General features: G+C 69.5%; 18 protein-coding genes. 9 read left to right on the top strand and 9 right to left on the bottom strand.

Annotated elements, in window-relative coordinates; all coding sequences use genetic code 11:
* Nucleotides 1–122: 122 nt before the first annotated feature.
* Nucleotides 123–1469: a glutathione-disulfide reductase gene (gor, locus tag AC2YHA_RS17890; RefSeq protein WP_487402704.1), complete on the bottom strand. Its 1347-nt coding sequence runs from the start codon at nt 1467–1469 to the stop codon at nt 123–125.
* A 95-nt stretch (nt 1470–1564) separates the two neighbouring features.
* Here gor and AC2YHA_RS17885 point away from each other — a divergent pair, with 95 nt between their 5' ends.
* Nucleotides 1565–2728, top strand: coding sequence for a saccharopine dehydrogenase family protein (locus tag AC2YHA_RS17885; RefSeq protein ID WP_487402703.1), 1164 nt, complete (start codon nt 1565–1567; stop codon nt 2726–2728).
* 112 nt (nt 2729–2840) lie between these two features.
* On the opposite strand, the gene AC2YHA_RS17880 is transcribed toward AC2YHA_RS17885, so the two are convergent.
* Genes AC2YHA_RS17880 through AC2YHA_RS17870 form a run of 3 tightly spaced genes read right to left on the bottom strand, consistent with a single transcriptional unit; the run spans nt 2841 to nt 6959 of the window.
* The gene (locus AC2YHA_RS17880; RefSeq protein ID WP_487402702.1) at nt 2841–5234 is read right to left on the bottom strand and encodes a ribonuclease R family protein; all 2394 of its coding nucleotides are present in this window, start codon (nt 5232–5234) and stop codon (nt 2841–2843) included.
* Between the two features lie 16 nt (nt 5235–5250).
* Nucleotides 5251–6522: an MFS transporter gene (locus AC2YHA_RS17875; protein ID WP_487402701.1), complete on the bottom strand. Its 1272-nt coding sequence runs from the start codon at nt 6520–6522 to the stop codon at nt 5251–5253.
* Nucleotides 6519–6959 carry a MarR family winged helix-turn-helix transcriptional regulator gene (locus AC2YHA_RS17870; RefSeq protein ID WP_487402700.1) on the bottom strand — a complete coding sequence of 147 codons (441 nt, stop codon included), beginning with the start codon at nt 6957–6959 and terminating at the stop codon, nt 6519–6521. The genes AC2YHA_RS17875 and AC2YHA_RS17870 overlap by 4 nt, the downstream gene beginning before the upstream one ends.
* A gap of 123 nt (nt 6960–7082) precedes the next feature.
* On the opposite strand from AC2YHA_RS17870, the gene glpD reads away from it, so the two are divergent.
* Together glpD and AC2YHA_RS17860 are read left to right on the top strand one after the other, a co-directional pair.
* Nucleotides 7083–8594, top strand: coding sequence for a glycerol-3-phosphate dehydrogenase (gene glpD, locus AC2YHA_RS17865; protein ID WP_487402699.1), 1512 nt, complete (start codon nt 7083–7085; stop codon nt 8592–8594).
* Nucleotides 8595–8631: 37 nt separating this feature from the next.
* Nucleotides 8632–9168 (top strand): hypothetical protein, encoded by a 537-nt coding sequence (locus AC2YHA_RS17860; RefSeq protein WP_233784753.1) that lies wholly within the window; start codon nt 8632–8634, stop codon nt 9166–9168.
* A 160-nt stretch (nt 9169–9328) separates the two neighbouring features.
* Here AC2YHA_RS17860 and AC2YHA_RS17855 read toward each other — a convergent pair whose 3' ends face one another.
* Nucleotides 9329–10861, bottom strand: coding sequence for an aminoacyl--tRNA ligase-related protein (locus AC2YHA_RS17855; protein WP_487402698.1), 1533 nt, complete (start codon nt 10859–10861; stop codon nt 9329–9331).
* Between the two features lie 107 nt (nt 10862–10968).
* On the opposite strand from AC2YHA_RS17855, the gene AC2YHA_RS17850 reads away from it, so the two are divergent.
* The 4 genes from AC2YHA_RS17850 (at nt 10969) to sdhA (ending at nt 14150) form a co-directional block, all read left to right on the top strand.
* Entirely contained in the window at nt 10969–11487 is a 519-nt protein-coding gene (locus AC2YHA_RS17850) for a CcdC protein domain-containing protein (RefSeq protein ID WP_487402697.1), read from the top strand.
* A 70-nt stretch (nt 11488–11557) separates the two neighbouring features.
* Complete coding sequence (sdhC, locus tag AC2YHA_RS17845) at nt 11558–11959, top strand: succinate dehydrogenase, cytochrome b556 subunit (RefSeq protein WP_487402696.1); 402 nt, start codon at nt 11558–11560, stop codon at nt 11957–11959.
* A gap of 2 nt (nt 11960–11961) precedes the next feature.
* A complete protein-coding gene (gene sdhD / locus AC2YHA_RS17840; protein ID WP_487402695.1) occupies nt 11962–12348 on the top strand; it encodes a succinate dehydrogenase, hydrophobic membrane anchor protein in 387 nt (128 codons plus the stop codon).
* Nucleotides 12348–14150 carry a succinate dehydrogenase flavoprotein subunit gene (sdhA, locus tag AC2YHA_RS17835; protein WP_487402694.1) on the top strand — a complete coding sequence of 601 codons (1803 nt, stop codon included), beginning with the start codon at nt 12348–12350 and terminating at the stop codon, nt 14148–14150. Before sdhD ends, sdhA begins: the two co-directional genes overlap by 1 nt.
* 43 nt (nt 14151–14193) lie before the next feature.
* On the opposite strand, the gene AC2YHA_RS17830 is transcribed toward sdhA, so the two are convergent.
* A complete protein-coding gene (locus AC2YHA_RS17830) occupies nt 14194–14655 on the bottom strand; it encodes a DUF2721 domain-containing protein (protein ID WP_233784748.1) in 462 nt (153 codons plus the stop codon).
* Nucleotides 14656–14693: 38 nt separating this feature from the next.
* Between AC2YHA_RS17830 and AC2YHA_RS17825 the strand changes: the two genes are divergently transcribed.
* Together AC2YHA_RS17825 and AC2YHA_RS17820 are read left to right on the top strand one after the other, a co-directional pair.
* The gene (locus AC2YHA_RS17825) at nt 14694–15056 is read left to right on the top strand and encodes a SpoIIAA family protein (protein ID WP_233784747.1); all 363 of its coding nucleotides are present in this window, start codon (nt 14694–14696) and stop codon (nt 15054–15056) included.
* A gap of 75 nt (nt 15057–15131) precedes the next feature.
* A complete protein-coding gene (locus AC2YHA_RS17820) occupies nt 15132–16226 on the top strand; it encodes a GNAT family N-acetyltransferase (protein ID WP_487402693.1) in 1095 nt (364 codons plus the stop codon).
* A gap of 12 nt (nt 16227–16238) precedes the next feature.
* Here AC2YHA_RS17820 and AC2YHA_RS17815 read toward each other — a convergent pair whose 3' ends face one another.
* The 3 genes from AC2YHA_RS17815 to AC2YHA_RS17805 all read right to left on the bottom strand — a co-directional run bounded on the left by AC2YHA_RS17815 (nt 16239) and on the right by AC2YHA_RS17805 (nt 18543).
* Entirely contained in the window at nt 16239–16364 is a 126-nt protein-coding gene (locus AC2YHA_RS17815; RefSeq protein ID WP_264757861.1) for a hypothetical protein, read from the bottom strand.
* A gap of 79 nt (nt 16365–16443) precedes the next feature.
* The gene (gene trmB, locus AC2YHA_RS17810) at nt 16444–17124 is read right to left on the bottom strand and encodes a tRNA (guanosine(46)-N7)-methyltransferase TrmB (protein WP_487402692.1); all 681 of its coding nucleotides are present in this window, start codon (nt 17122–17124) and stop codon (nt 16444–16446) included.
* A gap of 33 nt (nt 17125–17157) precedes the next feature.
* On the bottom strand, nt 17158–18543 hold the full coding sequence (locus tag AC2YHA_RS17805) for an RNB domain-containing ribonuclease (protein ID WP_487402691.1): 1386 nt from the start codon (nt 18541–18543) through the stop codon (nt 17158–17160).
* Nucleotides 18544–18556 lie beyond the last annotated feature (13 nt).

Raw genomic sequence — 18556 nt, 5'->3', positions numbered from 1 at the left:
GCCTCCTCGCCGTCACCCCGGACTTGTTCCGGGGTCCACCGGGAGGCAAGGACTGGGCAGGAGGATTGAGCGCGGCCTGCGAGGCTTGGTGGACCCCGGAACAAGTCCGGGGTGACACGAACCTACCGCATCAGCACCAGCTCCTCCGCCATGGTCGGATGGAGCGCCACCGTCGCATCGAAATCGGCCTTGGTCAGCCCCGCCTTCACCGCGATCGCGGCCGCCTGGAGGATCTCCGGCGCATCGGGGCCGATCATGTGGAGGCCCACCACCCGGTCGGTCACGCCGTCGCACACCATCTTGTAGAGCGCGCGCTCGTTGCGGCCGGCGAGGACGTTCTTCATCGCGCGGAAGTCCGACTGATAGACCTTGACCGACCCCAGCTTCTGCCGCGCCTGGCTCTCGGTCAGCCCGACGCCGGCCATCGGCGGGTGGCTGAACACCGCATGGGGCACGTTCTCGTGGTCGACCCGCCACGGATTGCCGCCGAACACCGTGTCGGCAAAGGCATGGCCCTCGCGGATCGCCACCGGCGTCAGCTGGATGCGGTTGGTGACGTCGCCGACCGCGTAGATGCTGGGGCAGGTCGAGCGGCTGTCCTCGTCGACCTTGACCGCGCCCTTGGCGTCGAGCTCGACGCCCGCATTCTCCAGCCCGAGGTCGGTGGTGTTCGGCACGCGGCCGGTGGCGAACAGTACGCAGTCGACGGTGATCGGCTCATGGTTGGTCATCTCGACCGTCAGGCAGCCGTCCTTGTCCTTGGTGATGCCCCGGAACTCGGCGTGGAAGCGGAAGTCGATGCCCTTCATCATCGCGATCTGCAGCAGCCGGTCGCGGATCGATTCGTCATAGCCGCGCAAGATCACGTCGGTGCGGTTGATCAGCGTCACCTTGCTGCCGAACTGATGGAAGATGCCGGCGAACTCGTTGGCGATATAGCCCGCCCCCGCGATCAGCACGCGTTTCGGCAGCGCCTCGAGGTGGAACACCTCGTTGGAGGTGATGCCGTGCTCGTGGCCGGGGCAGCCCGGGACGTCGGGCCGCGCGCCGGTGGCGACCAGGACGACCTTCGCGCTGACCTCGCGTCCGTCGGCGAGGCGCACACCGTGCGGACCGGTGACGGTCGCGCGCTGGTGGATGATCTCGACGTTGTTGTTGGTCAGCGTCTGGGTATAGGCCTGGTTGAGCCGATCGACCTCGCTCAGGACATTGTCCCTGAGCGTCGTCCACTCGAAGTCGCAGTCGGGCACGTTCCAGCCGAAGCGGCGCGCGTCCTTGAGGTCCTCGGCGAAATGCGCGCCGAACACGAGCAGCTTCTTTGGCACGCAGCCGCGGATCACGCAGGTGCCGCCGACGCGGAATTCCTCGGCGATCGCCACCTTCGCCCCGTGCGCCGCCGAGACGCGCGCCGCGCGCACGCCGCCCGATCCCGCGCCGATGACGAAAAGGTCGTAGTCGTACCCGGCCATATGCTGCCCTCCTGCTGGCGCTGCCCAGTTAGGATGGCGGCGGCTTGCGCGCCAGCATCCGATGCGCGACGCTGCGGCGAAAAGAGGAGAGGGCCATGAGCGACTTCGACATCATCGTCTATGGCGCGACCGGGTTCACCGGCCGGCTGGTGGCCGAATATCTGGCGGAGCGCTACGGCGCCGGCAGCGGCGTGAGCTGGGCGATGGGCGGCCGTTCGCTGACCAAGCTCCAGGAGGTGCGCGACGGGATCGGCGCACCGGCCGACACGCCGCTGGTCACCGCCAATGCCGATGATCCCGCCGCGCTGCGGGCGATGGCAAGCCGGGCCAAGGTGGTGATCACCACGGTCGGCCCCTATCAGCTCCACGGCAGCGAGTTGGTCGCCGCCTGCGCTGCGACCGGCACCGCCTATGTCGACCTGTGCGGTGAGCCCGCCTGGATGCGCCACATGATCGACGCGCACGAGGCCGCGGCGAAGGCGAGCGGGGCGCGCATCGTCTTCTCCTGCGGCTTCGATTCGATCCCGTTCGATCTCGGCGTCTGGACCTTGCAGGAAGCGGCGAAGGCGCGGTTCGGGCGTCCGGCGCCGCGGGTCAAGGGCCGCGTGCGCCAGATGAAGGGAACCTTCTCCGGCGGTACCTTCGCCAGCGCCAAGGCGACGATGGTGGCGGCGGCCAAGGACCCGTCGATCCTCAAGCTGCTGGTCGACCCGTTCGCGCTGACCCCCGGCTTCCGCGGCCCCGAGCAGCCCAAGGGGCTGATCCCCGAATATGACGGCGCGCTCAACGCGTGGCTGGCGCCGTTCATCATGGCGCCGATCAACACCAAGAACGTCCACCGCACCAACGCATTGCTCGGCCACGCCTATGGCACCGACTTCGTCTACGATGAGATGATGATCGCGCCCGGCCTCGGCGACCTCGGCAAGGCTGCGGCGGAGGCGATCGCCAAGTTCAACCCGATGGCCGGCGACGACGGTCCCAAGCCGGGCGAGGGCCCGTCGAAGGAGGAGCGCGACACCGGCTTCTACGACCTGCTGTTCATCGGCGAGATGCCCGGCGGCGAGCGGATCGACGCGGTCGTCACCGGCGACAGGGATCCGGGCTATGGCTCGACCAGCAAGATGATCGCGGAGAGCGCGCTGTGCCTGATCCGCGACGTGGAGGGCGAGGGCGGCATCTACACGCCGGGCGGGCTGATGGCGGCGCCGCTCCGCAAGCGGCTGCAGGAGAATGCGGGGCTGACGTTCACGGCTTAGCCAAAGCCCCTCCCCTTCAGGGGAGGGGTTGGGGTGGGGCCTGGCCCCAAGCAATAGAGCCTGCCGCACTGCCCCACCCCCTACCCCTCCCCTAAAGGGGAGGGGCTAAGAGTCACCGCTTCCGCCCCTGGTGCCGGATATTGGCCGGCCGCCCGCGCCGCTTGAGCACCCGCTTCGGCAGGTCGCCGCGCCCCCCGCCGGCCGCGCCCTTGCCCTCCGGCAGCTCGAAGCGCAGCGCCCCCGACACGGGATTCGCCTCGACCAGCCGCAGCTGCAGCCGCTGGCCGAGTGCGAACTCGGTCCCGCTGTGCTCGCCGACCAGCCGCTGTCCCGCCTCGTCCCAGCGGTAATATTCGCTGCCGAGATCGCGTGCCGGCACCAGCCCGTCGCCGCCGACGCCGTCCACCGTCGCGAAGAAGCCGAAGCTCTGCACGCCGGTGATGCGCGCCTCCATCACCTCGCCGACATGCTCCGCCAGATAGGCCGCGACGTAGCGGTCGATCGTCTCGCGCTCCGCCTCCATCGCGCGGCGCTCGAGCTGGCTGATGCCTTCGCCGATCCGCGCGAAATTGGCGACCTCCTCCGCGGTGAGCCCGCCCGGCCCCAGCCGGTAGCCCTCGACCAGCGCACGATGCACCAGCAGGTCGGCATAGCGGCGGATCGGCGAGGTGAAATGCGCATAGCTGCCGAGCGCGAGCCCGAAATGCCCCGCGTTCTGCGGCCCGTAATAGGCTTGGGTCTGGGTGCGCAGCACCTGCTCCATCACCTGCGGCCGGAAATCGGCCTCGCCGATGCGGTCGAGGATGCGGTTGAATGTCGCGGGGCGGATCACCTGACCCAGCGCGAACTCGACGTCGAAGGTAGCGAGATAGTCCTTGAGCGCGACCAGCTTCTCGCGCGCGGGCGGCTCGTGGATGCGGTACATGACGGGGAGCTTCTTCGCCTCCAGCGCCTTGGCCGCGGCGACGTTGGCGGCGATCATGTAATCCTCGATCAGCTTGTGCGCGTCGAGCCGTTCGCGCGGGGCGACCGATAGGATGCGCCCTTTCTCGTCGAGCACCACCCGCCGCTCGGGCAGGTCGAGGTCGAGCGGCTCGCGCTTCTCCCGCGCGGCGTAGAGCGCGCGCCAGCAGTCCCACAGGGGCTTCAGCGCCGTCTCGGTCAGCGCGTGCGGCTTGACGCCATCGATCGCCGCCTGCGCATCCTCGTAGGGAATATTGGCGGCGATCCGCACCACCGCGCGGGTGAAGCGGAAGTCGCTGATCGCACCGGCCTTGCTCACCTTGAAATGGCAGGCCAGCGCCGCGCGATCCACGCCCTCCTTGAGCGAGCAGACGTCGGCCGACAGCACCTCGGGCAGCATCGGCACCACCCGGTCGGGGAAGTAGACGCTGTTCCCCCGCCGCCGCGCCTCGCGGTCGAGCAGCGAGCCGGGCCGCACGTAGAAGCTGACGTCGGCGATCGCGACGATCGCGTCCCAGCCGCCACCGTCGTTCGGCTGCGCCCAGACCGCATCGTCATGGTCGCGCGCATCGACCGGATCGATCGCGACGATGGGGAGGTGGCGCAGGTCTTCCCTCAGATCCTCCCCGGCACGGGGAGGGGGACCAAGACGCGCAGCGGCTTGGTGGAGGGGGCCCTCCGCACCGGAATCCGATGCGGCTGGGCCCCCTCCACCACTCGCTTCGCGAGCGTTCGAGCTTTGGCTTGTCCCCGGCAAGCCAAGATCGCGTCCGGGGGACGCGATCTCGCTCGAACGCCCCCTCCCCGTGCCGGGGAGGATCTTGAGTTCCGCCACCCGCCGCGCCTCGTCGAGCAGCTCTTCGGAGAAGACATGCGGGATTTCGTGCCGGTGGATCGCGATCAGCGAGAAGCTGCGCGGCGCGAACGGATCGCCGAGCCGCTCGACCACCCGCGCAGTCATGCGTGGCGGCCGGCCCGCCTTCTCCGCCATCACCAGGTCGCCCGCCTCCGCGCCGCCGGCGTCGGAGACGAGGAAATCCCGCCGCTCCTTCTTCTCGACACCCTGGAGGAACAACCGTCCACCCTCCTCGCGCAGCACGCCGATCATCGTCTCGGACGCGTTGGGGAGTGTCTTCATCGGATGGGCGATCCAGCCCTTCCCCGCTTCCTCGGTCCGCGCGAGGATGCGGTCGCCGATGCCGAGCCGCCCGTGCTTGCGCTCGCGTACCCTGAGGCGCGGCTCGGGCACGCCCTCCGCCTCCCAGCGCTCGGGCTGCGCCCAGACGTTGCCGCCGTCGTCGACATCGACCACGCGCAGCACCGTCACCTTGGGCAGCCCGCCCATCGCGTGGAAGGCGCGGCCGGGGCCGGCGTCGATCAGCCCCTCGTCGCCCATGTCCTTGAGCAGCGCCTTGAGCGCGATCTTGTCCTGCCCGTGCAGGCCGAACGCCCGCGCGATCTCCCGCTTGCCAGCCGGCTGGTCCGACGAGGCGATGAAGTCGAGGATCTGCTGCCGCGTCGGCAGCCCTGCGCGCTTGGCCATGCCCCGAGATAGGGGGTTAAGCCGCTTCCGTCACCCCGATCCGCCTAACGCTGATCAGCATCGCCGCACCGGCAAGCACGCCGAACGCCCCCGCCACCACCAGCGCCGGCAGGTAGGTGCCGAGCACCTCCCGCGTCACGCCCGCGCCGAACGCCGCCACCGACGCGCCGAGCTGGTGCCCGACCAGCACCCAGCCGAACAGGATCGGCCCGTCGCGCTCGCCGAACGCCTGGTTGGCGAGCTTCACCGTCGGCGGCACCGTCGCGATCCAGTCGAGCCCATAGAAGATCGCGAAGATGGTGAGGCTAACCGCGTCGAAGTTTATGAACGGCAGCGCGATCAGGGAAAGGCCACGGAAGCCGTAATAGACGACCAGCAGCTTCCTCGGGTCATAGCGGTCGGTCAGCCAGCCCGAGGCGGTGGTGCCGATCAGGTCGAAGAAGCCCATCATCGAGAGCAGCCCCGCCGCCGCCACCGGCGCGATGCCGCGATCGCCGCAGAAGGCGATGAAATGCGTGCCGATGAGCCCGTTGGTGGTGAGCCCGCACACGAAGAAGGTGCCGAACAGCAGCCAGAACATCGGATGCCGGCTGCCGCGCACCAGCGCATGGATCGCCAGCATCGGCGTCCCGGCGCCCTTGAGCGGCGGCGTCGCGGCGAGCGGCTCGACCTCGCCGAAGCGGCGCGCGCCGATGTGCGCCGGGCTCTCCGGCACCAGCAGCGCCACCAGCGGGATCAGCGCGAGCGCGACGATCGACACCGCCAGCACCACCGGCCGCCACGCGCCGCCTTCCGACAGCCACGCCATCGCCGGCAGGAACACCAGCGCGCCGGTCGCGGTCGAGGCGCTGAGCAGCCCCATCACCAATCCCTGCCGCGCCGCGAACCAGCGGTTGACCACCGCCGCGCCCAGCACCGGCGCGATCGCGCCGCTGCCGATGCCGGACAGCACGCCCCAGGTCAGCACATAATGCCAGGGCTGCGTCATCCACAGGCTGGCGAAGGTCGACGCCGCCATCAGCGCGAGGCCGCCGAGCATGGTGCGCCTGAGCCCGATCGTCTGCATCAGCGCCGCCGCGAACGGCCCGACCAGGCCGTAGAGCAGGATGCCCACCGCCGCCGCGGTCGAGACGGTGGCGCGGCTCCAGCCGAAATGGAGCTCGACCGGCTGCATCAGCACGCCCGGCGCCGCGCGGAGGCCCGCCGCGGCCAGCAGCGCGAGGAAGGTGGTCATCACCACCACCCAGGCATAATTCTCGCCCCGGCGGATCCTGGCCGCGCCGCTCATCGCGCCGGCTCCTGCGCCAGCGCGGCGAGGCCGGTGAGCGAATCGTACAGCGCATCCCAATCGGCCGCGCCGAACCGTTCGACCAGCCGCCGCTGCGCCGCTTCCCACGCCGGGGTCGTCTCCGCCATCGCCTTCCTCCCCGCCTCGGTCAGCGCCGCGCGCTTGGCGCGGCCGTGCCCCGCCGCCGTCACCGCCACCCAGCCTGCCCGCTCGAGCGGCGCCAGCGCGCGGTAGAGCGAGGTGCGGTCGAGCACCATTGCGTCGGCCAGCCGGCTCAGCTCGACCGGCTCGGCGCGCGCGATGTTCCGGAGCAGCGCGAATTGGGCGATCGTCATCGCGGACCCCTCCAGCGCCTCGTCATAGAGCCGCGTCACCGCGCGCGATGCCTTGCGCAAAACGGTGCAGGCGCAATGGAGATTATGATGCATATACATCATGTATCTGCATCATATAGGCCGGTCAAGCTTGCCAGCCGGCCGCCGATATCGCATCGCTGGCGGGGGGAGCCGTCTACCTATGACTTTCGTGACCTTCGACGGTTTTCTGCGGGTTTCAGCGCGGTGACCTACGACCTCCTGATCGTCGGCGGCGGGATCAACGGCTGCGCGATCGCGCGCGAGGCGGCGCTCCATGGCGCGAGCGTGCTGCTGGTCGAGCGCGACGATCTCGCCGCCCATACCTCGTCGGCGTCGACCAAGCTGATCCACGGCGGGCTGCGCTACCTGGAGCATTACGAGTTCAAGCTGGTCGCCGAGGGGCTGCGCGAGCGCGAGCGGCTGCTCCACGCCGCCCCGCATCTCATCCGGCCGCTGACCTTCGTGCTGCCGCACGAACATGCCCTCAGGCCGTGGTGGATGGTCCGCCTCGGCCTGTGGCTCTACGACCGGCTCGGGGGCAAGAGCAGCCTGCCCGCCTCGCGTGGCCTCAGCGCAAGCGACGCCGCCTATGCGGCGCCGCTCAAGGGCGGGGCGAAGGGCTTCGTCTATGCCGACGCCTTCGTCGACGACGCGCGGCTGACGCTGCTCAACGCGATGGACGCCGCCGCCAACGGGGCGGAGATCGTCACCCGCACCGCGCTGGAGGCCGCCCACCGCGCCGGCGATCGTTGGCAGGCCGTGCTGTCCGACGGCCGCCGGGTCGAGGCGCGGATGCTGGTCAACGCCGCCGGCCCATGGGTCCATCTTCTGCTCGACCGGCTCGGCATCGCGACGCGCAGCACCGTACGCCTCGTCAAGGGCAGCCACATCGTCGTGCCCCGGCTCTACGAGGGCGACCACGCCTATATCCTCCAGCAGCCGGACCGGCGGATCGTCTTCGCCATTCCCTATGAGGGGATGACGGAGGTCGGCACCACCGACGTGCCGGTGGAGCGCCCCGAAGATGCCGGGATCGACGCGGGCGAGGTCGCCTATCTCTGCGATGCGATCAACCGCCACTTCACCCGACAGATCGCGCCGGCCGACGTGGTCGCGACCTGGTCGGGCGTGCGGCCGCTCTACGACGACGGGACCAGCGCCGCGCAGGCGGTGACGCGCGACTATGTGCTCGAACTCGACGCGGACGGCCCGCCGCTGCTCAGCGTGTTCGGCGGCAAGATCACCACCGCGCGCCAGCTCGCGGAGGACGCGATGGCGAAACTCGGCATCGGTGCGGGGCCGGTCACGCGCAACCGTCCCTTCCCGGGCGGCAATCCGTGCCCCGGCGAAGGCCGGGGCCCAGTCTCGAACCGGCCCCCTGCTGGGCCCCGGCCTTCGCCGGGGAAGCGGTTTGAAGAATATCTGGCCATCGTCCGCGCACGCTGGCCGTTCCTTGGCGACGAGCGCTCTATCCGCATGGCCCGCGCCTATGGCACGATGCTGGAGGAGATGCTCGCCGGGATCACCGAGGAAGCCGGCCTGGGCGCCGACCTCGGCGGCGGGATCACAGAAACCGAAGCACGCTGGATGCGCGCCCGCGAATGGGCGGTCACCGCCGACGACGCCCTCGACCGCCGCTCGAAAGTCGGCCTGCACCTGACGCCGGAGCAGCGCGCCGCCTTCACGCGATGGTGGGAGGCAGACAAGCGGCGGTAGCCTTGAGCACACGCGCCCCTTCTGGCATCCGGCGCCGATGCCGATCCTCCCGAGCGCCGCCCTCGCCCTCCTTCTCGCAGGCCCGGCCGCAAGCGCCGACGACCCGGCCGCGCCGGATTTCTTTGCCGCAGCGCTCTGCCAGCCGCCTTATTCGATCGACGGCGCGACCACGCTCTACGAGGCGGCTGAGAAGCTCGCCAAGCCGGACACGTCGATGCTGGGCGCCGCGGTCTACCACCTGCCGGCTGCGATCGAGAGGGACGGCTTCGCCGCCCGCGACGTGGTGTTCGCGGGCATGGCGGTCGGCGTGCTGGTCGAAGGAGAGGTCGCGGCCCGGCTCGCCCAGCGCTACGAGCTGACGCCGGAAACCGGCCATCTGCTCGGCGCGTCGTCGCTGGGCTTCTCGCGCCAGCTGCCGGAGGCGCAGCAGGGTATGAAGGCGCTGGGCCTCATCTCCATCGTCGCCCGCCAGGGGCCGGCGATGCAGGGCAAGACGCTGCTGGCGTGCGAGTTCGTCTCGAACGAAGATCGCGAGGCGATGGAGGAACTGGAGAAGTCTTCCAGCCAACCGTGATTCATGTCGAAGGCGCCCTTTCAATCCTCCCCCGCCAGGGGGAGGTGGCACGCGAAGCGTGACGGTGGGGGAGGAAGCACACCGATAGCGGATCGCCGACCTCCCCCTCCACCGCCTTTGGCGGTCCCCCTCCCCCTGGCGGGGGAGGATTGGATGTCGTTCAATAAGCCCGCCCGATCAGGATGCGCTCGACCGCCGGCTTGCCGGTGAACAGGCACGCCCCCGTCACCGGCGCCTGGCCGATCGGCACGTTGCGCATGGTGAGCTTGAGCGGCTTGATCCGCTCGACCACCGCCTCCAGTTCGGCACCGGTCGGCCGCGCCCAGGCGACCTCGGCCCAGCCGGGATTGTCCTGCCCCTCGAACCAGGCCGCCATCGCCTCGAAGCTGTCGAGATCGCGCACGATCCCCGCATCCAGCCGCGCCCTGGCCTCGGCGAACAGCGACGCCTGGATGTCCTCCAGCGTCGCCGCCGCCTCGCCGACGAACTCGCCGCGCGCGACCACGCGGCTGTCGAGCTTGCCATCCTCGCGATAGAGCCGGTCGCGGCGGATCACCGACACGTTGCCGCCGGCGACGTCGCGGCCGCCGACCTCGATCACGATTGGCGCGCCCTTCTTGACCCACCCCCAGCGCTTGGTCGCGGCCTTGATCGGCTTCAGGTCCAGCAGCGCGCGCACCGGCTCGCCGAACGCGCTGAGCTTCGCCAGCTCGGCATGGAGCTCGCGGCAATAGGCGACGACCGCCTCGTCCTCCGGCACGTCGCGCAGCATCGGCACGATCACCACCTGCCACGGTGCCACCCGCGGCGGCACGCGCAGGCCGTCGTCGTCGCCGTGCGTCATGATCAGCCCACCGATCATGCGGGTCGACATGCCCCAGCTCGTCGTGTTGGCGTATTCCAGCTCGCCCGCGTCGTTCTGGAAGCGGATGTTCTGGGCATGGGCGAAATTGGTGCCGAGGAAATGGCTGGTGCCGGCCTGCAGCGCCTTGCCATCCTGCATCATCGCCTCGATCGACCAGGTCTCGACCGCGCCGGGGAAGCGCTCGTTCTCGGGCTTCTCGCCCGCGATCACCGGCAGCGCCACGCACTCCTCGGCGAAGCTGCGATAGACCTCGAGCATCCTGAGCGTCTCCTCGCGCGCCTCCTCGGCGGAGGCGTGGGCGGTATGCCCCTCCTGCCACAGGAACTCGGCGGTGCGCAGGAACATGCGCGTGCGCATCTCCCAGCGCACGACGTTGGCCCATTGGTTGATGAGCACCGGCAGGTCGCGCCACGACTGCACCCAGCGGGCGAAGGCGGTGCCGATCACCGTCTCGCTGGTCGGCCGCACCACCAGCGGTTCCTCCAGCTTGGCCTCGGGGTCGGGCATCAGCCCGCCCTTGCCGTCGGCGATCAGCCGATGGTGGGTGACCACCGCCATCTCCTTGGCGAAGCCCTCGACATGCTCCGCCTCCTTCTCGAAATAGGAGAGCGGGATGAACAGCGGGAAATAGCAGTTCTCGTGGCCCGTCGCGCGGATGCGGTCGTCGAGCTGGCGCTGCATCCGCTCCCAGATGCCATAGCCCCACGGCCGGATCACCATGCAGCCGCGTACGCCGGAATCCTCGGCCATGTCGGCCTCGGTGATGACGGCCTGGTACCATTGCGCGAAATCGTCGGCGCGGGTGACGGGAAGAGCGTGCTTGATCATGGCGGCGGCGGATAGCGCGAACCCGCCCAGTCGCGCCAGCATCGAATCGCTGGCCGCACTGCCGCCATTCGCCTAAGACGCCGACGCAGACGTGGGGGGAAGGTCTCATGCAAGGTCACGCCGCGCAGCCGAATCTGTGGATCAGCTATGCCGTCACCGCCGCGGTGATCGGCATCGTGTTCCTGATCCGCTGGCGGCGGATGCGCCGGGTACGGCCGCTCCGGATCGAGCAACTCTGGATCTTCCCCGCGCTCTATGCGGCGCTCGCGGCCTATATGATGTGGCGCTACCCGCCGGCCGGCTGGGGCTGGGCGTTCTGCGCGCTGGCGCTGGTGCTCGGGGTCGCCTTCGGCTGGCAGCGCGGCAAGCTGATGCGCATCCATGTCGATCCCGGGACGCATGAGATCAACCAGCACGCCTCGCCCTGGGCGGTGCTGTTCATCCTGCTGCTGATCGTGGTGCGCACCGGCGCGCGGACGATGATGGCCACCGACAATCCCTTCCACCTCAACGCCATGGCGGTCACCGACATGCTGATCGCCTTCGCGCTCGGCATGTTCACGATGCAGCGGATCGAGATGTACCTGCGCGCGCGGCGACTGCTGGAGGAGGCGCGCGCCGTCTGAGAGCCGTTCAGGTGCTTGCATCATCAGCCGACCGGCGTAAGGAACCTCTCGCCTGCCGAAAGGAACCGTCTTGGCCACCGCCCGCAACGTCAACCGCCCGCTCTCGCCGCATCTCCAGATCTGGAAATGGGGCCCGCACATGCTGGTCTCGATCCTGCATCGCGTTACCGGCTCGGGAATGGCGACGGTGGGAACGGTGCTGCTGGTGTGGTGGCTCGCCGCCGCCGCTTCGGGCAAGGAAGCCTATCAGACCTTCACCGACGTGATGGGCTTCTATGGTCTCGGCTATGTCCTCGGCATCGGGCTCAGCCTCTGCTTCTTCATCCACATGGCCAACGGCATCCGCCACTGGTTCATGGACGTCGGCGCCAATTTCGAGCTCAAGGGCAACAAGACGTCGTCGATCGCGGTGCTGACGTTCGGCATCCTCGCGACCATCGCCTATTGGGCCTATCTGATCTGGGGGAAATGACCATGGCGAACCGCACCGCGCTCGGCCGCGTCCGCGGCCTCGGCAGCGCCAAGGAAGGCGCGCACCACTGGATCAACCAGCGGATCACCTCCGCCTCCAACCTGGTGCTGATGCTGTGGCTGGTGATCAGCCTCGCCCGGCTGCCGGGCTATGACCTCGACAGCATCACCCGCTGGCTGCATTCGCCCTGGGCGGCGATCCCGATGGTGCTGCTGATCGTCAGCGTCTTCTATCACTTCCGCCTGGGCCTCCAGGTGGTGATCGAGGACTATCAGCACGACGAAAGCCGTTTCGTGCTGCTCCTCCTGCTCAACTTCTTCACCGTGGGGGCGGCGGCGATCGCCATCTTCTCGGTGCTCAAGATCGCCTTCACCGGGACCCCCGCCTGATGCCTGACGCCTACAAGATCATCGACCACACCTATGACGCCGTCGTCGTGGGTGCCGGCGGCTCGGGCCTGCGCGCGACGATGGGCATCGCCGAGAGCGGGCTCAAGACCGCCTGCATCACCAAGGTGTTCCCGACCCGCAGCCACACCGTCGCGGCGCAGGGCGGCATCGCCGCCAGCCTCGGCAACATGGGCCCGGATCACTGGACCTGGCACATGTTCGACACCGTCAAGGGCTCCGACTGGCTCGGCGACCAGGACGCGATCGAGTATATGGTCCGCGAGGCGCCGGCCGCGGTCTACGAGCTCGAGCACGCCGGCGTGCCGTTCAGCCGCACCGAGGCGGGCAAGATCTACCAGCGCCCGTTCGGCGGCATGATGCAGAACATGGGCGAGGGCCCGCCCGCGCAGCGCACCTGCGCCGCCGCCGACCGCACCGGCCATGCGATGCTGCACGCGCTCTACCAGCAGAGCCTCAAGTACGACGCCGACTTCTTCGTCGAATATTTCGCCATCGACCTGATCATGGAAAATGGCGAGTGCCGCGGCGTGATCGCCCTCTGTTTGGAGGACGGCAGCATCCACCGCTTCCGCAGCCACGCGGTGGTGCTGGCGACGGGCGGCTACGGGCGCTGCTATTTCTCGGCGACATCGGCGCACACCTGCACCGGCGACGGCGGCGGCATGGTGCTGCGCGCCGGCCTGGCGCTGCAGGACATGGAGTTCGTCCAGTTCCACCCGACCGGCATCTACGGCGCCGGCGTGCTGATCACCGAGGGTGCGCGCGGCGAGGGCGGCTATCTCACCAACTCCGAGGGCGAGCGCTTCATGGAGCGCTATGCCCCCAGCGCCAAGGACCTCGCCAGCCGCGACGTCGTCGCGCGCTCGATGGCGATGGAGATCCGCGAGGGCCGCGGTGTCGGCGCGGAGAAGGACCATATCTTCCTCCACCTCGACCATATCGACCCCAAGGTGCTGCACGAGCGGCTGCCCGGCATCACCGAGACCGGCAAGATCTTCGCCGGCGTCGATCTGACCCGCCAGCCGCTGCCGGTGGTGCCGACCGTCCACTACAATATGGGCGGCATCCCGACCAACTATCACGGCGAGGTCGTGCAGCTTCGCGACGGCAACCCCGACGCGGTCGTCCCCGGCCTGTTCGCGGTCGGCGAGGCGGCGTGCGTCTCGGTGCACGGCGCCAACCGGCTCGGCTCCAACTCGCTGATCGATCTGGTCGTGTTCGGCCGCGCGACCGGCAAGCGCATCGCCGAGATCGTCAAGCCCGACACGCCCCACAATCCGCTGCCCAAGGGCTCGGAGGAGCTGGCGCTCGGCCGCCTCGACCATTTCCGTAATGCCAGCGGCGGCACCCCGACCGCGCGCATCCGCCTCGACATGCAACGCACCATGCAGAAGCATTGCGCGGTGTTCCGCACCGAGGAGCTGATGGCCGAGGGCATCCAGAAGATGGAGCAGGTCTATGCGTCGATGCAGGACATCGCCGTCACCGACCGCTCGCTGATCTGGAACACCGACCTCGTCGAGACGCTCGAGCTCGACAACCTGATCGGCCAGGCGATGGTGACGATCCGCGGCGCGATCAACCGCACCGAGAGCCGCGGCGCGCACATGCACGAGGACCATCCCGAGCGTGACGACAAGAATTGGATGAAGCACACCATCGCCACCTTCGACGGCTGGGGCGGCAAGGGCGGCGCGACCACGCTCGATTACCGCCCGGTGCACGACTACACGCTCACCGACGACGTCGAGTACATCAAGCCGAAGAAGCGGGTGTACTGAGGGCCAAGTGGCTGCCTCTCGTCAGGCAGCCCGCCCGGGTGAATCAGCTCCGCTCCCGCTCCAACAGCTCGGCACGGACGTGGACGGCGCGCAGCGACATGCGCACCTCGATCAGGAACAGCAGCAGCCCGATCATCAGCATCGCCATCGCGAAGATGAACATCACCGCGACCGTGCTGCCGATGTGGAGGTTGACCAGCCGTGCGACGAACATCAGCGCCACGACTCCGCAGATCGCGACCGCGCTCGCGACGCAGAAGGACAGTGCCCAGTTGATGACGACGATACGGCGGTCGAGGATACGCAGCTCCCAGACGTGGCGGTCGTGCTCCGGTCCGGACGAGCGGGGATGCAGCGCCTCCAGCGCGCGGACGCGGTCGACCACGCGCGACATGCGCCCGGCGAGCACGTTCAGGATCGAGCCCAGGCCCGCCAGCAGGAACACCGGGGCGATCGCGGCCTGGATCGTTTCGGCGACAGTCGAGAGCCCGGGAGAGAAACCCATAGCCCGACGTTATGGCGAAAGGGGCGCAGGAGGCAATCATGCTGACGATGACCACCGACGATGTCACGGGACTGGTGGAGCTGACCGTCGACGGGCGGATCGACCGCGCAGACTTCGAGCGCGTGGTGGCCGAGCTCGAACGGCTGCTGGAGACGCACAAGCAACTGAACGTGGTCGAGGTGATCCGGAACTTCGAAGGGATCGATCCGGCCCTGTGGTGGCAGGACGTGAAGTGGAGCTTCGGCCACATCCACCGCTTCGCCCGCGCGGCGGTGGTGACTGATTCGGGCTGGATCGGACCGGTGGCGCGGGCGCTGGGCGCGCTGATGCCGTCGGAGATCCGCACCTTTCCGCTAGATCGGCTCGAGGAAGCGCGGCGCTGGGCGGCGGAGCGGCGGTGAAGGCACAAACCCAACCCCGTTGTGGAATCGTGGGCCCCTCACGCCTTGGTAACCCCTGCCTGCTAGGCCCTTCCCATGAACAAGCCGATGCCGCTCGCCGATTTCGCGCGGCTGCCGCCGGTCCATGGCGCGCAGCTCGGCGACGGGCTGGCCGGCGCGATCGATGCGGTCGCCGAGCGGGCGCGGCCCAGCCACCGCTTCCTGCGCTATGGCTGGTATGCCGCGGCGCTCCAGGCCTATGGCGGCGAGGCGCGCACTCTGGTCGTCGAGCGCGAGGGAACGCCGGTGCTGGCGCTGCCGTTGGTCGGCCTTGGTCCGCGATGGCTCGGCATGGCCGCGGTGCCGGGCTGCTATTGGCCGTTCCGCAGCTTTCCGACCCGCGTCGGCGTCACAGCGGGCGCGTTCGACGTTGCGCTGGCGAAGTTGGCCAAGACGGTGACGGCGCTGCGGATCGGCCCGGTCTATGACGGCGACGCCAGCGCGGCACCGCTGATCGAGGCCGCCCGCGCGCGCGGCTGGGCGGTGCTCGACCGATTCGTCGCCGACAGCTACCTGCTCGACATCGCCGCCAGCCAGGCCGAGGGGCCCTGGCCGCGCAATTCGACGCTCAAGAAGAACCGCTTCCACGAGAAGCATCTCGCCGGCCACGGTGCGCTCGAATGGCGATTCGTGGCCGGCGCGGACTGGACGTCCCAGGCATTCGACGACCTTGCGAGCATCGAGCAGGCGAGCTGGATCACGGCACGGACCGACGGCGGCGATGCCAAGTTCACCGACGCGGGGCACGGCCGGTTCTGGCGCGCCGCCGCCGCCGACCCGGTGATCGCGGAGATGATGTGGGCCGCGGTGCTCGACGTCGCCGGCAAGCCTGCGGCCTTCTCGTTCGACATGAACGCGGGCGCACTCAAATATGCGATCGCGAACAGCTACGACCCCGCCTATGCCAAGCATTCGCCGGGCAAGCTGCTCTACTACCGCAACCTCGTCCGCGGGATCGAGGATGGCATCCACACCGTCGACTGGGGTGCGGGCGACAGCGGCTACAAGCGCATGATCGGCGCCGAGCAGGGCCCGGCGATCCGCGACTGGCTACTGGTGCGGCCGGGCCTGAGCGCGCTCGCCGCCAAGGCGCTGGCGTTCGCCTGGCGGCGGAGCGGCAATCGGGCCTAGACGGCGGCGAGCTTAGTCCTCGCGCGGCGACTGGGCGCGGCGCTCCGCGACCCGGCGTTCAGGACCGGGATAGGTCGGATCGTCGGTAACGCGGCGGTCACCGGTGCGGCGTTCGGTCTTGGCTTCCTTGTCGAGCATCGAGGCTCTCCTGATCGTCCGGTCTCATGGACCGGTACGGGAGGATAGCCGGTGATGGTTAACGGATTGCTCCGCCCCGTCAGACGCGCAGGTAGCGGAAGTACCAGACCTCATGCCCCTGACGGCGTGCCTTGCGCTCGTAGCGCGTCTCGGGCCAGTCGTCGGGCCGCGTCAGGAAGTCGCGCGGATGACGCGCCTGCCAAGCGAAGTCGCGGCGCTGGTCCATCACCATCATCGACCAGCGGCAATAAGTGGGATCGTCGGTGCCGAGGCGGAACTCGCCACCGGGCTTGAGCTTCGCCGCGATCAGATCGAGCGGACCGTGGTTGATCATGCGCCGCTTGGCGTGGCGCGCCTTGGGCCAGGGATCGGGATGGAGCAGATAGACGCGCTCCAGGCTGGCATCGGGCAGGCGATCGATGACGTCGACCGCGTCGCCCATATGGAGACGGACGTTGTCGAGGCCGCCGTCGCGGATGTGACCGAGCGCGCCGACCACGCCATTGAGGAAAGGCTCGCAGCCGATGAAGCCGGTGTCGGGCCGCGCCGCCGCCTGACCGGCGAGATGCTCGCCGGCGCCGAAGCCGATCTCAAGTTCGAGCGGGCGATCATCGCCGAACAAGGTGCGGGCGTCGAGCGGGCCGGTTTCGGGCACCGACACCCGGGGCAGCAGCTCCTCGACCAGCGCCGCCTGTCCGGCGCGGAGCTTATGGCCCGAGCGGCGGCCGTAGAGCTGACGATGGGTGGCGGGATCGACCATGGTGGGCGCGCTTAGGGGCAGCGATGCCCGCTGTCACCCCACCCGCTCGAAAGCGAGGCTGCGATGCTCGGGATCGGCCGCCTCCAGCCGCACCCGCACCGCATCGCCGGGATGCACGCGATGCGCCGAGACCCGCGCCACGATCGGCAGGTCGGCGAGCTGGATGCGGGCGCCGCGCTCGTCGATGTCGGTGACGACGGCGTCGAATATCTCACCCATCCGATCGCGGAGCATGATCGCCTCCGCAAGGTCGATCACCGCATTGTCGATCCGGCCGCTCAGCGAATCGGCGCGGGCCATCACCTTGGGCAGCCGCTCGAACGCTGCGATGACGCCCTCCGGCACCGGCTGGCCGTTCGCCACCGCGAGCGCCGCCTGCACGACATAGCGGTCGGCGAGCCGGCGTAGCGGCGCGGTGGCCTGGGCATAGGTCGCTGCCATCGCGGCGTGCCACGGCACCACGCCATCGCGATAGGGGGCGTAGGAAGCACCGTTCCCCGCCCGCCTGATCGCGAGCATGAAGGCGGCATGGCGCGGATCGGCGGCATCGAGCGTGCGCTCGAACTGCTTGAGCTCGGTTTCGGCGGGCCAGTCGAGGCCGAATGCCCGGGCGGTGTGGCGCAGCCGAGCGATCGCCTGCTCGCTCGGCCCGGCCATCACCCGGAACAGCCCGGTGCGATGCTCCTGCAGCGCCGCGGCGATGGCGAGGTTGGCCGCGAGCGACAGCGCGGCGTTGCGATCCTCCGAAGCGAGCCGCGGGCGGAAGGCGAGCCGATAGCGCCCGTCGCCGAGCGCGATCACCTCCTGTTCGGGCGGGTCGACGCGGGCGGCGCCGCGGCGGTCCTCCGCCGCCTGAATGCGCCTGGCGAGCTCGGCGAAGCCTTCCGGCAGATCTTCGTCGCGGACGGTGTCGTAGGCGAGCTTGGCGGTGGAGCGGATCACCGCGCGCTCGGCGCCGTCGAGGCGGGCGATGCCATCGGCCGGCACGCGGACGGTGAACACCACCGCCGGGCGTGGACCGTCGGGAAGCAGGCTGGCGGCGCCCTGGCTCAGCACCTGCGGATAGAGCGGGGCCTTCCCGTCGGGGAGGTAGAGCGTCTCGCCGCGCTGCCAGGCCTCGGCATCGAGCGCGCCGCCCTCATCGACGAACCAGGCGACGTCGGCGATGGCATAGTGGAGCAGCAGGTCGGCACCGCTGCGCTCGATCGCGAAGGCCTGGTCGAGATCGGTCGAAGTGGCCGGATCGAGCGTGACGAAGCGGGTGCCGGTGCGGTCGACGTGCTCGGAGGGCGCGCGAGCGGCAGCATCGTTGGCGGCAGCGACGACCTCCGGCGGGAACTCGGCGGGAACCTGGAACTCACGGCGGAGCCTGGCGAGGCCCTCGGCCAGCGCCCTGTTCGGATCGGCGAGCGTCTTCATCGGGGATGGTGGT

Source organism: Sphingomonas sp. SRI_018 (assembly GCF_057586275.1).
This window is presented reverse-complemented; position numbering and strand designations above follow the sequence as displayed.

Coding starts and splice junctions, on each gene's coding strand:
- gor (WP_487402704.1), bottom strand. CDS start 1,469: ATGGCCGGGTACGACTACGACCTTTTCGTCATCGGCGCGGGATCGGGC.
- AC2YHA_RS17885 (WP_487402703.1), top strand. CDS start 1,565: ATGAGCGACTTCGACATCATCGTCTATGGCGCGACCGGGTTCACCGGC.
- AC2YHA_RS17880 (WP_487402702.1), bottom strand. CDS start 5,234: ATGGCCAAGCGCGCAGGGCTGCCGACGCGGCAGCAGATCCTCGACTTC.
- AC2YHA_RS17875 (WP_487402701.1), bottom strand. CDS start 6,522: ATGAGCGGCGCGGCCAGGATCCGCCGGGGCGAGAATTATGCCTGGGTG.
- AC2YHA_RS17870 (WP_487402700.1), bottom strand. CDS start 6,959: ATGATGTATATGCATCATAATCTCCATTGCGCCTGCACCGTTTTGCGC.
- AC2YHA_RS17860 (WP_233784753.1), top strand. CDS start 8,632: ATGCCGATCCTCCCGAGCGCCGCCCTCGCCCTCCTTCTCGCAGGCCCG.
- AC2YHA_RS17855 (WP_487402698.1), bottom strand. CDS start 10,861: ATGATCAAGCACGCTCTTCCCGTCACCCGCGCCGACGATTTCGCGCAA.
- AC2YHA_RS17850 (WP_487402697.1), top strand. CDS start 10,969: ATGCAAGGTCACGCCGCGCAGCCGAATCTGTGGATCAGCTATGCCGTC.
- sdhD (WP_487402695.1), top strand. CDS start 11,962: ATGGCGAACCGCACCGCGCTCGGCCGCGTCCGCGGCCTCGGCAGCGCC.
- sdhA (WP_487402694.1), top strand. CDS start 12,348: ATGCCTGACGCCTACAAGATCATCGACCACACCTATGACGCCGTCGTC.
- AC2YHA_RS17830 (WP_233784748.1), bottom strand. CDS start 14,655: ATGGGTTTCTCTCCCGGGCTCTCGACTGTCGCCGAAACGATCCAGGCC.
- AC2YHA_RS17825 (WP_233784747.1), top strand. CDS start 14,694: ATGCTGACGATGACCACCGACGATGTCACGGGACTGGTGGAGCTGACC.
- AC2YHA_RS17820 (WP_487402693.1), top strand. CDS start 15,132: ATGAACAAGCCGATGCCGCTCGCCGATTTCGCGCGGCTGCCGCCGGTC.
- AC2YHA_RS17815 (WP_264757861.1), bottom strand. CDS start 16,364: ATGCTCGACAAGGAAGCCAAGACCGAACGCCGCACCGGTGACCGCCGC.
- trmB (WP_487402692.1), bottom strand. CDS start 17,124: ATGGTCGATCCCGCCACCCATCGTCAGCTCTACGGCCGCCGCTCGGGC.
- AC2YHA_RS17805 (WP_487402691.1), bottom strand. CDS start 18,543: ATGAAGACGCTCGCCGATCCGAACAGGGCGCTGGCCGAGGGCCTCGCC.